Below are 13,088 nucleotides of genomic sequence, written 5' to 3'. Positions count from 1 at the left end.
ATTGTTTTCACAAACTTTCGAAAAGTTCTCATGAAACCGTTCACATTGTCGCCACGAGTTCGACTTTGATGCGGTCCGGGTCCTCAAAAAATAGTGCTGTATAGTTCGGGCCACCTGCGTGAGGAAAGCGGTCCGCATACAGTTCGTGAAAGCCACGAGCCGTGAGCTGTCGTCGGATTTCTTCTAGTTGTGCGAGCGAGGATGCATGAAACGCCAAGTGGTTCAAGCCGGTTTTCTTCCGGTGATAGGGTGGCGTCAGATGATCCTCTTCCGTTTGAACGAACACAAGATATGTATCTCCGTAACGATAACTCCGTCCTTCCGGCCAAGATTGGTAGATTGTGTAGCCAAGTTGTTCACAGAGAAGCCATTCCCAGGCACCTACACTCTTATGTAGATTCGAAACGTAAAGCTCAACATGGTGAAGCATGAGAATCATCCTTTCGATGGACGTTTGAAAACGGTCCGTTCGGTATAATTGAACTATACAACGTATGGGGGAGGAAGCATATGGATCGGACAGGGCTCGTCTCGAATATTTTAATCGCCGGAAAGACCGGCGTTGGAAAGAGTGCGTTCATCAACTATATTTACGGACATGACGTCGCCGAATCGCGTGCCGGAAGTCCGGTCACGGCAGAAGGGCTTCACGAATACGAGTATTACGATTTAGAACGAGGGATTTTATTTCGTTTCTTTGATACATGGGGACTTGAAGCAGACCGATCAGAGGAGTGGCACCGCGCGATTCTATCCATTGTTCACGAGCGTGAAGGGGCGCTCGATATCGCTGAATGGTTTCACACCATCTATTATTTACTATCCGTACAGTCGGGACGTGTCGAGGCATATGAGCTCGAGGCGATTTTAAAGCCGTTATATGAACGTGGGAGCAATGTCACGCTCATACTGACCAACTTTAATGAAGACGACCCGATGAGTGTACAAAAAGCGGAGGCGATGGAACAGGTATTGTTACGTGAGCTTCCCATCGAAGAAGAGAATATCATTCGCGTCAATAGCGTCGAAAAGAAGTTACTGACGGGTAAGCGTGTCCCGGTGAGTGGATATGAGACGGTCTGGAGGCGGAATCGGACAAATTTATGGAGAGACATTGAACGCAAGCTTCCTATAAATCTGACTAATCATTTATTAGAGGAATTGGAGGAATGGCGAGTTCGTAGTGTCGCTTCAGCGGAAACCATTCGTATGCTGACTCCCCAAGTGACGATTAGCTGGAAAGCCCAAAAGATTGAAAAAGATTTAGAAAAAACACTCGAACAGGCTGCTGTGACGACGGAAGAGGCGATGGCGGAAGGGGTACGCCACTATATTCAACTCATGCAACGTTATCCTTTAGTCGGTGAGCAGGCAGACCGATTGTTTAAAACAAGACGTGTCGAACTTGGGTTTGACTATTCATTTGGAAAAACCGTTCGGAAGATGGTACTTGGAATGATTCCTGGGGTACATTTCATCTACTGGGCATTCAAGCGTCGGACGGCAGAGCGAGGAATTAAAAAAGCGATTGAACAGCAATACGCATCCGTAAGACAAACGATTGAAGAAGAGGTTCGACGTGGTTTTGAGCGCGAGATGCGTCAACTCGGTCGCACGCTCAACTCATAAGGGGGAGACTTAAATGGAATCGACGAAACGATTTAATTTTAAGGATTATGATGTAAAGGCGGAGCTTGAGCGACTACGTGGCAACGTCAAAAAGCCAAATATCTTGATTGCAGGGGCGACAGGAGCAGGGAAGAGCTCTGTCGTGAACTATGTGTTTGGACGTGATTTGACGAAAGTGGCAGCCGGGGAACCCGTCACACGAGGTATTCATCAATATAAGAGTGATGATATTGCAGTCACTTTATTCGATAGTGAAGGCTATGAAATCGGAAGTGCTAGGCAACAACATTACGAAGAAGAAGTCATCGGATTCGTGGAAAGTGCATCCCGAAAAGAGGCATCGGAACGAATCCATCTCATTTGGTATACCATCAATGCTGCAACAAAACGTGTCACACCACTCGACAAAACCCTGATTCGCCGCCTGCGTGAGTCGACTGCTGTCGCTGTCTTATTCACACAAATCGACCAGGTCGATTTAGATGAACTGACGGCACTACGAAATGAACTGACTGGACTCGTTCCCGAAGAGGTCATCTTCCAAGTCAGCATTTCTTCGGAAATATTGAACGATGAAGCGTTGCGACAATACGTCGATTGGGAACGATTGATCGTATGGTCGGTTGAACAACTAGATGCTTCTTTGCAGGAAGGGCTTTTGATGGAGATTCACGCAGAGAGTGAAGCGATGCTCAAGTTAAAGCGTAAAAAGGCGAATCGAATTATTTCAGGCTATGTGGCGAGCGCGGGAACGGCCGCTGCAGTACCTCTCCCCTTTGCAGATGCCGTTGCATTGACGCCGATTCAGGTGACGATGAGCGTCCATCTGTTTCGCTATTGGGGTGTCAAAGCGAGTGACGATTTACTGAAGACACTCATTGGAAGCACGATTATTCCACAAATCGGTCGTACCTTGTCGAAGACGTTACTGTTAAATGTCATGAAATTTTTCCCGGGAGCGAACGCGGCAGCCGGTGTCATCAACGCGACCGTCGCATCAGGAATCACGTGGGCCATCGGGCTCGCCATCAACGAAATCGCTTATCGGAACGCGCTCGACTCTTCGAAAACGATTGAACAATTGTTAAATCAAGAGTTCGGGTCATTGTTTGAACAGTTTTTGAAGCAGACTCCGAAGTCGGATCGACCCTCTTAACGTCTCCTGTTTGGTAGACTACAGGTAAGTGTAGAGAGGGGGAGGAAGATGAAAAAACGAATCTATATTACGCGTCGCTTGCCGGAAGAGTCAGTCGAACCGCTTCGTAATCGATACAATGTACGCATGTGGGAGCATGAGGGGGAAAGTGTGCCACGGGATGTGCTACTAGAGGAAGCGTCATCTGCGCATGCGCTCTGGACGATGCTCAGTGATACGATTGACCGTGACGTGTTTGAGCGTGCCACGCATTTAGAGGTCGTCTCGAACTTGGCGGTCGGATATAACAATATCGATTTGAACGCAGCGAAAGAGCATGGTGTCATCGTCACGAACACACCGGATGTTTTGACGGAAACGACCGCAGATTTGACGTTTGGGCTCATGATGATGACGGCACGACGTCTCGGAGAGGCGGAACGTGATTTGCGCGCTGGTGAATGGAAATCTTGGCTACCGATGGGTTACGTTGGGATGGATCTCTATCAAGCGAAACTGGGTATCATCGGGATGGGCCGCATCGGTGAAGCGGTCGCACGTCGGGCACGCGGATTTGACATGGAAGTCCTATACCATAACCGGACACGACGCCATGAGTCCGAGTCGATGTACGGATTCACTTATGCAGAACTCGATGAACTATTGGCGCAATCTGATTTCGTCGTCGTTCTCGCACCGCTCACAGATGAAACGCGTGGTATGCTCGGAGCCGAAGAGTTTGCCAAAATGAAAGAAACCTCGATTTTCATCAATGTCGCTCGTGGAGAGATCATTGACGAACAAGCCTTGTATGAAGCGCTCGAGGCGAAAAAGATTTGGGGAGCGGGACTCGACGTGTTCACGAAAGAACCGGTCGACCTTGATCATCCGCTGTTGACGCTTCCGAATGTGACGACGTTGCCTCATATCGGAAGTGCCTCGATTCGAACACGTTTGGCGATGATGGCATTGAACCGAGATGCTATCACGAATGTGCTCGAAGGGAAAGAACCGAAGAATCGATTGACGTAACAAGAGCCTGACGCATGGCGTCAGGCTCTTGTTCATTAGAAGCGTCGGATATTGTCTGGGTCTTCGACATCGTTACGATACGCGCGATCGTCGAGTCCCCGTAGTTTTTCCTCACGGTCTGCTCGCTTCGTTTCTTCATCTAGCTTGTCTTGTTCCGGATCCACAGGGTGACTCGGGTCGACGGTCTGGGCCTCATGGTAAGGTTTTGAGTCGATTTCTAACCCGTCATCTGTGTGACTACCGAGATGGGTGGACGATGCGTCTTGATACGGTTTCGCATCAACCGTCACACCTTCATGATGACGACGTTCGAAATCTTCGTCCACGTAAACGAGAATTTTCCCAGCTTCCACATCGTCATAGTGGCGCTTCACTTCATCATCGCTAAGTCCCATGTTACGTAGACCGGCATGAACGTCCTCATGACCACTGAGGAAAGCACGGACCTTATCGAACCAACTCGCATGGTGGGTCGCTTCCGTATGGACATCGGTATCACGTCTTAAAATGGAGACGTTGTCTTCATGTTTCGTGACGACATAAATATGTGAATCCTCATAGCCTTTGGCGCGCAATTCTTCAATCTTGCCGATTGCTGCCTCCTGTGTCTCATGCATACTAATGAATCGTTTCTCATTCATAGTCGTTTCCTCCTTATAATCGTCGGTGGTCTTCTAGACCAGAATGACCGCGTACAATCGGGTCATCTTTCGTACCTCGTGGATTCTCGTCATGGTCGTTGAACGGTTTTGCATCAAAGGCGATCCCGTCCGCTTTTTCCCCTTTATCATGGTCGAGCTCACTGTCTTTTTTATACATGTTCGGGTAGCGGTCGTATGAGTGTCGATCGATGTAGAGTAAAATTTGCCCTTCATCAATGGCGTTATAATATTGCTCTGCCTCTGCATCGTTCAGTCCCATATTACGAAGTTCGTCTCGTATCCGGTCACTCCCATGTAGAAAGGCTTTGACACGGTCGAGTAAATTGACGTCGCGGATACCGGATTCGGCATTCACATCTGTATGGTCACGTAAGGCAGAAATTTCCCCGTCCCGCTTGGCGACGACATGCATATTTTTTTCGGCTTCCCCTGCGGCCTTCAATTCTTCGACTTTGTGCATGACTTCCGGTTCGGTCTGAAACAGACCAATCATTTTTCGATCTGACATCGAATACCCCCTTAGATGTTGTCAATCTTCAATTAGCGTCACAATAGGAGTAATTTCCGTTCTTGCCATAATCGAAACAAAAAACGCCATCTCCCAAGAGGAGTGGCGTGATTAGTAATAAAGCATGAGCGTATCGTCTCCGAGTGAACACCGTGTGCTCTTCCAGACGAACTCGATTAGCGTCCAGATGGCCATAAATCCACTGATGCCCATTAAAATGAGCGCATAGAGTGGCGTCAACTGAATGACGAATGACCAACCAAGTGTCATCAAGAGTGGCTGAATCAAAAAGATGGACGAGATGTAGACGACGACGATGAGTAAGGCGAACACAATTCGTCGTCCGAGCGTCTGAATGTGGTGCCGAAAGCGGGTTAATACACCGAAGATGGCACCGGTCACGAGGACGGGCAATAGGAAGGCTAAATAGTCGACCGGATATGTCGACATCGGAGCACTGAATAGACGACCACTAAAGATGTCATCGATGACGAGTAGTAAGTTGGCATAAGCGAACGCTAAAATCATTCCGAGCAACCAGCCGAAACGGTTCCAAATCGTGCGCGATGACTTGAGTGCTTCAATTTTTGTGTAGGCAAGGAAGGCGAGGTCGCGTACCTCGATTTCTTTTAATGAGAGTTTCGCTTCATCTAGTTGATTGACGGCCCAATCAAAGTCACGGTTGGCTTGCGCTTTTTCATGAGGTTTTAATTCGTCTGAGGCGTCAATCAACACGTGATAGCGTCGACGATATTCTTCATTTGTCTCCGGTTGTTCGATGAGAAAACGGGCGTATTCTTGAGGATCTTGATTTAAAAGACTATCCAAAGACTGACCGCTTTTCTCTGCGTGTCGGATATATCCAGCGAGTGCCAGTAGATGGCGGTCTGCCTCCGCCTCATTTCCAAGGAGTTCAATCAGACGCTGACGTACGGCATTAAAAAACTGTTGAACGTTCGGGTCGTGGATCATATTCGGTTCCAGGGAGATTCCTCTCCTTTCTTGGTTTGTCATAATCAAGCAGGGGGTTCGTCGTTATGAGAAAGTTTTAGTGCCTCGAAGTCACCTTGCTCGATGCTTCGAATCAAAATCTCGCTCCCTCCCATGTTTGTCGAGAGCGGGATGGAATACACATCACAAAGCCGCATCAATGCGCTCACATCTGGTTCATGAGGTTGGGCTGTCAATGGGTCGCGGAAGAAAATAATCATATCCATTTCACCGCGAGCGACGGCAGCCCCAATTTCTTGGTCCCCTCCAAGCGGTCCTGAGCGAAAACAATGAACAGGCAACCCGGTTGCTTCTGCAATTCGTTTTCCCGTCGTGCCCGTTGCAAATAGCTGATGCTTTTCTAGAATATGCGTATACGTTTTAATTAGCACAATCAAATCATCTTTCTTTTTGTCATGAGCCACCAAAGCGATATTCATAGCGATTCCTCCTATTTTGACTTCTCTTGTTATTCGTATCATATCTCGCGTCGTTTGACACGATTTCTCTCTTAACTTACCTACCCAATTCCACTGAATCGTAATAGTGATGTAAACGAGTTGTCATGTGCATAATGTTTAATGATTTTGAAATATAGGTATTTATAGAAGTAGCACTGTTAAAGAAAAACAATCATTATATAAAAAAAGGAGGAAGATTCGATGAACAACACAACGTATAACTTCAATACGTTCATGTCTTGGCTACCAGAGCTTTTGCTGGCAATTGTTATTCTCGTAGTCGGTTATATCTTGGCAAAAGTATTGGAAAACGTGACACGTAAAGCATTGAAGAAAGCACGACTCGATGAGCGAGTGGGTATTCAAAAAGATGGGGAGAAAGGAGAAAAGTGGACCCCTGAACGCATTATCGGGAAAGTCGTGTTCTTTGGGGTATTACTCCTCGCATTCCTGATCATCTTTGAATTCATGAACGTTCCAGCCATTACGGAACCATTCAGTCGAATTTATGAAGGATTCTCTGGACTGATTATCGGTGTCATCAAAGCCGGCCTGATTTTACTCGTTGCCTGGGTCATCGCTACCCTTTTGAAAAAAGGGATTCAAATGGCGGGACATCGTTTGAATTTGAGCAAGTTGATGGAAAAAACGGGGCAAGAATCGACAAGTGTCAATCAAACGAAGTGGGTCGACACGGTCGCGAACATCGTCTTCTATCTCGTGCTCTTATTGGCGCTACCGGCTGTACTTGATGCCCTTGGACTTCGTGGGGTCAGCGGACCATTCGAAGACTTATTGAACAGCTTCCTCGGATTCATTCCGAAACTTGTCGCAGCGGCGCTCATCTTCGCAATCGGTTATGTCGTCGCGAAGATTGTACGTGACATTTTGACGAAGTTCCTTGAAGCAGCAGGGTTAAATCGATTGGCAGAGCGATTCCATCTTTCTGATTATGTGAAGGGATCAAGTCTTGCAAAAGCAATCGGTACAATCGTGTTCATTTTCATCATGATTCCGGTCGCGATTTCGGCACTTGAAGCATTGGATATTCGAGGAATTTCGGAACCAGCGATTGCGATGCTCAATGATGTTCTTGTCATGATTCCAGACATTCTTGTCGCAATCGTCCTCGTCCTCGTCGGTGTATTCGTGGCAAGATGGTTGAAGGGTGTCGTCGTATCGCTACTTGAGAACTTAGGTGTCAATTCGTTGGCTCAAAAAATGGGCTTCGGAGAACGTGCGACTTCGATGTCAATCGCCCAAGTGGTCGGTGTCATTGTACAAGTGATTGTCATCTTACTCTTCGTATCTGAAGCACTTCAGGTTGCGAATCTCGAGTTCATGGCATCTCTTGCAACAGCCATCTTTGCTTACTTGCCGATGGTCATCGCAGCACTCATCATTTTGGCAGTCGGATTCTGGTTGGCGAACATGGCAGAGCGGTTGGTCGGAAGTGTACTTGTCGATGGAGCAGGACAACCGAGTGCGCTTCGCTACGTAGCGAAGTATGCGATTCTCGGACTCGTCTTCTTCATGGCCATTAGCCAACTCGGCATCGCACCGATGATTGTCAATACAGCATTCCTTCTCATTCTTGGAGCTGTTGCCCTCGCCTTCGGTCTTGCTTTCGGTCTTGGTGGTCGCGAGACGGCGGCACGTTATTTGAAAAAGGCGGAGCGACGCATTGATGAAACGGAAGTTTCAAAAGAAGGTCTCGAGCAGGAGAAAGAACAGATGAGCCGCGAAGCGGAAGCGGCAAAACAACAAGCGAAGCAAGGCATGGAGCAGTCGAAACATGAAGCGGAACAATCGAAGCACGAGTTGAAGCGAGATGTTCAAAATCCGAAAGTTGACCATGTTGATGGACCGGAACCGAATCCGTTCCATGAGAACATCACTCCGGATCAGGACAATCGATCACTTGATGATAACGATGGTCCGTTACGCCCATAATTGATGCTTGAACGGGTCTCCCACGAGGAGATCCGTTTTTTTGTGTTCAACTCAAGCGTAAATCTGGTCGATAGTAAAAGAAAAGAGTGTAGGGGTGAGGAAATGTTTGAACGTTTTCAACGGACGCTCGTGATGAACTATATCATCGGCTCAGGTTTGGCCGTTTTTGGGGTGGGTGGTGTCTTTATTTTTCAAACGCTTGACCTGTCCATTCGAGAGATTTCACTACTGTTAGGCATCATGTTAGGGTCGGGGATGGTTATGATTTCCTTAGAACTACTCTTATACCGTCGTCACATTCGACCAATCCGACAACTTTTTATGACCGAGTCTCCATCGGTTGACGAATTGACGTCGGCATTCGAACAAGCGAGTCGATTCCCGATTTTAACGGTGCAACGGATTTTAGGTCCTCATTTGTTTGGGTTATCCATCCCGTCAATTGGTTTGACCGCCGTTTTCATTCAGATGGGGTGGATTGACTTACCGTATCGTTTGATTGGTCTCGCTGCCATTGGTGCCGTCATGATTGCGGTGCTACATGCCTTGATTGAGTACTTTTTGACGGTACGTTCGGTCGAACCTTTACTTGTATACATGAAAGAGAGGCACTTCGAACTTTATCATCAGCCTATTCATGCAACGTATCGGTCATTTAGTGTCCGTACTAAATTATTGATCAGTATGCTCATTACGGGTGTCTTTCCCATCATGTTGTTCATGTTGGCATCGAGTGTGCAATTGTCGACTTCGAATCGGACGGATACGTATTGGAATTGGGCGTTCGTGATTCTTGTCATCATCGTTGGAATTGCAGTGCTATGCAGTTTCTTGCTCTATGACAATATCAAACGTCCGATTGGGCTCTTGACGTCAGGAATCGAGCAAATGGAATCAGGACAACTCCAGAAAATCGAGAATCCCTATTTAGATGAGTTCGCCCAATTGATTGGTGGCTTCAATCAAATGGTCGAGACGGTAACTGCTCGCGAACAAGAAAACGCACAGCTGTTAGACAGCCTCTTCATTTTATTCGCGGCAACGCTCGATGCACGTGACCCTTATACAGCTGGTCATTCGGAGCGTGTCGCGATGTATTCCGTTGAGCTGGCTCGTGCCATCGGCTTACCGCATGCACAAGTCGATTTACTCAATAAGTCGGCACTTCTACATGACATCGGAAAAATCGGGATTCGAGATGACGTCCTACTAAAAGAAGGGAAGCTGACGGACGAAGAGTTTTCAAAAATTCAAGAACATCCGACCATTGGCATCCATATTTTGAGTCAGATTCACTTACCTGCATCGCTTCAACCGATCTTAGCCGGGGTTCGGTCGCATCATGAACGAATCGATGGCAAAGGGTATCCGGACCGCTTACATGCGGTCGACATTCCATTGTTCGGAAGGATTATGGCGATTGCCGATGCCTATGACGCCATGACATCAGATCGACCTTATCGCTCTGGCATGCCGGTGGAAAAGGCACTTTCTATTTTAGAGAACGGTCGTGGAACGCAATGGGACGCAGAATTCGTAGACGTATTCGTCCGGCTTCGTCGTCAGGCCATATCGGCATAAGAAAAGGAGCGGCACCTCGTGTGCGGCTCCTTTTATAATAGGGTCTGGAAGGCATACACCCCGAATACGGCTCCTATGACGACAACGACGAGATTGACCCGGAGTAGCGCAAGCGTTGTAGCAACCACGCCTCCGAATAAGGCGGACGAGGTGGTGGTCGTGGAGGAGAGGACCCCAGGAAAAATCAAACTCGCCAATACCGCATACGGGATGAAGGAAAGAAATCGTTTCATATATGCCGGTAACGCCAATTCCTTTAGCCAGAGTAGCGGGAAGAGGCGAGGGAGGTACGTGACCAGTGCCAATCCTAGAACGAGCAGAAACAACGATATCATGTGACCTCTTCCTCCTTGAATAGAAAAGCACCGAATCCGGCTGCGGCAACAGTCGCGACGATGATTCGAATCCCGTCCGAGATGGGAAAGAATGGCGTGATGATCCAATGAAGTATGGCTTGAATGACGATTGCTAAACTTGCGACGACGAAGATAGGACGAGTCGTTAATGATGGAACGAGTAATCCGATGAACATCGCATATAGTGCAATCCCCATACTCGCCTGTAAGGTGCTTGGAAGACCGAAGGCGAGGAAGACCCCCATCCATGTCCCCACATTCCAAGCAAGAAAGGCGATTGTATTTAACCCGAGCACGAACATACCGGAGCGGGCCTCTTGACGAGTAGAGGCGATACTGAACGTTTCATCGGTCACACCGAACGCGATGACAGCCAATAGTCTTCTAGACGTACTCTCAATCCGTTGGGATAGTGCGGCGGACATCAAAAAATGACGAGAGTTTAGAATGAACGTCGTCAAGATGATTTCCCAGTACATTGAACCGGTCATCAGAAGTTGTACAGTAATGAACTGACTTGCCCCGGCAAAAATTAAAAAGGACATCGATAAGGTGATGGCGTTCGGTAAATGAAAAGATTGTGCCAAAAGACCGAAGGCAATCGCAATCGGGATATATCCGATGGCAACGGGAATGCCGGCCCGTAGTCCTGCACGAAACGTGGGTGGCGGTGAAACCGGTGATGTGGAATGAATCGACGACGCCATGATAGCCCTCCTTGATCATTTAGATGATTTCTATGTCATTCGGGATGAATAAACGGTTTCCTGCTCAAATGATGAAAAAGAGGGTATACATGTATCGTTAAGGAGGGTGGTTACATGAGTCGTGCTGAAGAATTTTTGGCATCCTATCATCGAATCGAGGATTACTTGAGTCGAGAGATGGGAAATGGGCAGCATTTCAGTTTTAGCAACATGGTGAATCGGTTAGCGAAACAAAATCCAATCATCGACCGGTATAAAGAAGATTTACATCAGATGAGTCAACTACGAAATGCCATCGTCCATGAGCGGCGGGAACCTGATTTTATTATCGCAGAGCCACACGAGTCGCTCGTTGCATTGATTTTAGAAGTGGAACGTGAACTCCTGCACCCACGTCTCGTCATTCCGTTATTTGCAAAATCGGTGGTGACGTTTCAGTCCGAAGATTTTTTGACGGAAGTACTTCGGGAGATTCGAGATAAAAATTATTCGCAATTCCCGGTATATCATGACAATGGATCTTGGCGCGGACTGTTGACGAAAAAAGGAGTGACCAGTTGGCTAGCCGAAACAATCGACGGGACCAACTTGTCACTCAAAGGAGTTCGGGTGAAGCACGTCCTTCACCACGATCCGCATATGCACCGGTATCGATTCATTCGCAAAGATGCGACGGTCATCGAGGCGCAGCATTGCTTTACACAAATGAAAGAGGGCGCACGATATGACGCCCTTCTCATCACAGAGACCGGAAATCCGGATGAACCGTTACTCGGCATCGTCCGGCCACAAGATTTATTGAACGCGCTCCGTTGAGGCGAGATGTTCAATGGCGACCTCATATTGGGTAACAGTGTTACCGAGGACGATTGGTTTCACTTCTGAAGTCCCATCATCACGCTTCTTATGGGCATGCTTATAGGCATTGCTGTCTCGCCAGTTTTCAAAATTTGCTGCATCACGCCACGTAGTCATGATGACGACATGGTCCATCGCCGCATCAGACGTATCCGTCAACACTTGCATGCGAACGAACCCGTCCATCGTTTCAATCCCTTTCGTTGTTTCAAAGCGTGCTTTGACCGCGTCGGCTTTCCCTTTTTCAACGTCTAGTTTGTTCATGACAATCCACATCCCACATTTCCCCCTATACGAATAAGATGACTCCATTATAACGTGAACAGGGAAATGCCTGAAAAAGGATGCTCACTCAATGTTTATTCCACCATTCTTCAAACGTCCAGTTGTTTTGTTTCATGGTCGTCGCTTCGTTCACACCGACATACCGTAAATGCCATGGTTCATAGTTGTATCCCGTAATCTTCTCTTTTCCTTTTGGATAACGAATGATGAAGCCATAGGAATGTGCGTTTTGTATCATCCACTTCCCTTCCGGTGATTGATCGAAGGATGCGTATAATCCTAAGCGCATTCGTTGACTGGTCATGTCGACGGCTAGACCTGTTTGATGTTCGCTGTGTCCTGGGATGGCCACATATTTTGAGGCATAAGCGACTCCACGTGTGTTGACGTAGTAGGCATAGAGTGACTTTTGGGTCGCATATGATCGATAAGCGCTCAGGGCATATAGCGTATGCCCTTGTTTTCGACCGGCGTAGTACAATTTCGCCAAAGCGTAAGCAGCCTCTGCCGTCATCAGAGTACGTTCACTTCCCTTTTGATAAACGGTTGGGATGGTTAATGTGACGAGTTGAGGGGAACGATAAGTTGAAGGAAGCCCATGTGACTTGTTGACCAGTCGTAAACGATCGGCAGATGGCATCTTCGGAATACCAGCTTTCAGATTGGCAGAGGGAGTGAAGTACTTTGTATTCCCGATATAGACGTTCGACCAACTCCGATTATAGGTCGTGTAGCGAACCGGGACGTTCGTGCGTAACGTTTTGAGGACGGGAGAAGACTGCATGGCCCGACCGTATAAATACGTTGTTTTAATCGTGTAACCTGGTTGTGGAGATGAGGACGCCGCTGTCACCGGCGATACGTGAAACAATACCAAACAAATAATCAAGACACGCAGGGACTTCATAGCGAACGCCTCCTCAAGGATTGG

The 13,088-nt window shown here is 47.7% G+C and carries 15 protein-coding genes; 6 read left to right on the top strand and 9 right to left on the bottom strand.

Annotated features, from left to right (window positions below; all coding sequences use genetic code 11):
- Nucleotides 1–40: 40 nt before the first annotated feature.
- Nucleotides 41–430: a VOC family protein gene (locus KNO94_RS07395; protein ID WP_214778745.1), complete on the bottom strand. Its 390-nt coding sequence runs from the start codon at nucleotides 428–430 to the stop codon at nucleotides 41–43.
- Between the two features lie 80 nt (nucleotides 431–510).
- Between KNO94_RS07395 and KNO94_RS07390 the strand changes: the two genes are divergently transcribed.
- Genes KNO94_RS07390 through KNO94_RS07380 form a run of 3 tightly spaced genes read left to right on the top strand, consistent with a single transcriptional unit; the run spans nucleotide 511 to nucleotide 3,796 of the window.
- Nucleotides 511–1,629, top strand: coding sequence for a GTPase (locus KNO94_RS07390; RefSeq protein WP_214778579.1), 1,119 nt, complete (start codon nucleotides 511–513; stop codon nucleotides 1,627–1,629).
- A gap of 13 nt (nucleotides 1,630–1,642) precedes the next feature.
- Nucleotides 1,643–2,785, top strand: a complete 1,143-nt coding sequence (locus KNO94_RS07385; protein ID WP_214778577.1) for a YcjF family protein — start codon at nucleotides 1,643–1,645, stop codon at nucleotides 2,783–2,785.
- A 48-nt stretch (nucleotides 2,786–2,833) separates the two neighbouring features.
- Complete coding sequence (locus KNO94_RS07380) at nucleotides 2,834–3,796, top strand: 2-hydroxyacid dehydrogenase (protein WP_214778575.1); 963 nt, start codon at nucleotides 2,834–2,836, stop codon at nucleotides 3,794–3,796.
- Nucleotides 3,797–3,831: 35 nt separating this feature from the next.
- On the opposite strand, the gene KNO94_RS07375 is transcribed toward KNO94_RS07380, so the two are convergent.
- The 4 genes from KNO94_RS07375 to KNO94_RS07360 all read right to left on the bottom strand — a co-directional run bounded on the left by KNO94_RS07375 (nucleotide 3,832) and on the right by KNO94_RS07360 (nucleotide 6,396).
- Complete coding sequence (locus KNO94_RS07375) at nucleotides 3,832–4,437, bottom strand: YflT domain-containing protein (protein WP_214778574.1); 606 nt, start codon at nucleotides 4,435–4,437, stop codon at nucleotides 3,832–3,834.
- 13 nt (nucleotides 4,438–4,450) lie between these two features.
- Nucleotides 4,451–4,966, bottom strand: coding sequence for a YflT domain-containing protein (locus tag KNO94_RS07370; RefSeq protein WP_214742519.1), 516 nt, complete (start codon nucleotides 4,964–4,966; stop codon nucleotides 4,451–4,453).
- Nucleotides 4,967–5,077: 111 nt separating this feature from the next.
- Complete coding sequence (locus KNO94_RS07365; RefSeq protein ID WP_214778572.1) at nucleotides 5,078–5,938, bottom strand: hypothetical protein; 861 nt, start codon at nucleotides 5,936–5,938, stop codon at nucleotides 5,078–5,080.
- Between the two features lie 44 nt (nucleotides 5,939–5,982).
- Entirely contained in the window at nucleotides 5,983–6,396 is a 414-nt protein-coding gene (locus tag KNO94_RS07360) for a methylglyoxal synthase (protein ID WP_214778570.1), read from the bottom strand.
- A 222-nt stretch (nucleotides 6,397–6,618) separates the two neighbouring features.
- Here KNO94_RS07360 and KNO94_RS07355 point away from each other — a divergent pair, with 222 nt between their 5' ends.
- Nucleotides 6,619–8,370 carry a mechanosensitive ion channel gene (locus KNO94_RS07355; protein WP_214778568.1) on the top strand — a complete coding sequence of 584 codons (1,752 nt, stop codon included), beginning with the start codon at nucleotides 6,619–6,621 and terminating at the stop codon, nucleotides 8,368–8,370.
- A 102-nt stretch (nucleotides 8,371–8,472) separates the two neighbouring features.
- Nucleotides 8,473–9,951 (top strand): HD-GYP domain-containing protein, encoded by a 1,479-nt coding sequence (locus tag KNO94_RS07350; RefSeq protein ID WP_214778566.1) that lies wholly within the window; start codon nucleotides 8,473–8,475, stop codon nucleotides 9,949–9,951.
- Nucleotides 9,952–9,983: 32 nt separating this feature from the next.
- Here KNO94_RS07350 and KNO94_RS07345 read toward each other — a convergent pair whose 3' ends face one another.
- Entirely contained in the window at nucleotides 9,984–10,286 is a 303-nt protein-coding gene (locus tag KNO94_RS07345) for an AzlD domain-containing protein (protein WP_214778553.1), read from the bottom strand.
- The gene (locus KNO94_RS07340; protein WP_214778551.1) at nucleotides 10,283–11,014 is read right to left on the bottom strand and encodes an AzlC family ABC transporter permease; all 732 of its coding nucleotides are present in this window, start codon (nucleotides 11,012–11,014) and stop codon (nucleotides 10,283–10,285) included. Before KNO94_RS07340 ends, KNO94_RS07345 begins: the two co-directional genes overlap by 4 nt.
- A gap of 114 nt (nucleotides 11,015–11,128) precedes the next feature.
- Between KNO94_RS07340 and KNO94_RS07335 the strand changes: the two genes are divergently transcribed.
- A complete protein-coding gene (locus tag KNO94_RS07335; protein ID WP_214778549.1) occupies nucleotides 11,129–11,830 on the top strand; it encodes a CBS domain-containing protein in 702 nt (233 codons plus the stop codon).
- On the opposite strand, the gene KNO94_RS07330 is transcribed toward KNO94_RS07335, so the two are convergent.
- Entirely contained in the window at nucleotides 11,810–12,148 is a 339-nt protein-coding gene (locus KNO94_RS07330) for an antibiotic biosynthesis monooxygenase (RefSeq protein WP_214778543.1), read from the bottom strand. The genes KNO94_RS07335 and KNO94_RS07330 overlap by 21 nt on opposite strands.
- A gap of 76 nt (nucleotides 12,149–12,224) precedes the next feature.
- Nucleotides 12,225–13,064: a M15 family metallopeptidase gene (locus KNO94_RS07325; RefSeq protein ID WP_214778541.1), complete on the bottom strand. Its 840-nt coding sequence runs from the start codon at nucleotides 13,062–13,064 to the stop codon at nucleotides 12,225–12,227.
- Between the last annotated feature and the right edge of the window lie 24 nt (nucleotides 13,065–13,088).

It is taken from the genome of Exiguobacterium sp. s22 (genome assembly GCF_018617455.1).
Classification (GTDB): Bacteria; Bacillota; Bacilli; order Exiguobacteriales; family Exiguobacteriaceae; genus Exiguobacterium.
Note: the sequence above shows the minus strand (reverse complement) of the source record. Positions and strands in the feature narration are given on the sequence as shown.

Coding starts and splice junctions, on each gene's coding strand:
- KNO94_RS07370 (WP_214742519.1), bottom strand. CDS start 4,966: ATGTCAGATCGAAAAATGATTGGTCTGTTTCAGACCGAACCGGAAGTC.
- KNO94_RS07395 (WP_214778745.1), bottom strand. CDS start 430: ATGCTTCACCATGTTGAGCTTTACGTTTCGAATCTACATAAGAGTGTA.
- KNO94_RS07350 (WP_214778566.1), top strand. CDS start 8,473: ATGTTTGAACGTTTTCAACGGACGCTCGTGATGAACTATATCATCGGC.
- KNO94_RS07325 (WP_214778541.1), bottom strand. CDS start 13,064: ATGAAGTCCCTGCGTGTCTTGATTATTTGTTTGGTATTGTTTCACGTA.
- KNO94_RS07345 (WP_214778553.1), bottom strand. CDS start 10,286: ATGATATCGTTGTTTCTGCTCGTTCTAGGATTGGCACTGGTCACGTAC.
- KNO94_RS07340 (WP_214778551.1), bottom strand. CDS start 11,014: ATGGCGTCGTCGATTCATTCCACATCACCGGTTTCACCGCCACCCACG.
- KNO94_RS07385 (WP_214778577.1), top strand. CDS start 1,643: ATGGAATCGACGAAACGATTTAATTTTAAGGATTATGATGTAAAGGCG.
- KNO94_RS07355 (WP_214778568.1), top strand. CDS start 6,619: ATGAACAACACAACGTATAACTTCAATACGTTCATGTCTTGGCTACCA.
- KNO94_RS07330 (WP_214778543.1), bottom strand. CDS start 12,148: ATGTGGATTGTCATGAACAAACTAGACGTTGAAAAAGGGAAAGCCGAC.
- KNO94_RS07375 (WP_214778574.1), bottom strand. CDS start 4,437: ATGAATGAGAAACGATTCATTAGTATGCATGAGACACAGGAGGCAGCA.
- KNO94_RS07360 (WP_214778570.1), bottom strand. CDS start 6,396: ATGAATATCGCTTTGGTGGCTCATGACAAAAAGAAAGATGATTTGATT.
- KNO94_RS07335 (WP_214778549.1), top strand. CDS start 11,129: ATGAGTCGTGCTGAAGAATTTTTGGCATCCTATCATCGAATCGAGGAT.
- KNO94_RS07365 (WP_214778572.1), bottom strand. CDS start 5,938: ATGATCCACGACCCGAACGTTCAACAGTTTTTTAATGCCGTACGTCAG.
- KNO94_RS07380 (WP_214778575.1), top strand. CDS start 2,834: ATGAAAAAACGAATCTATATTACGCGTCGCTTGCCGGAAGAGTCAGTC.
- KNO94_RS07390 (WP_214778579.1), top strand. CDS start 511: ATGGATCGGACAGGGCTCGTCTCGAATATTTTAATCGCCGGAAAGACC.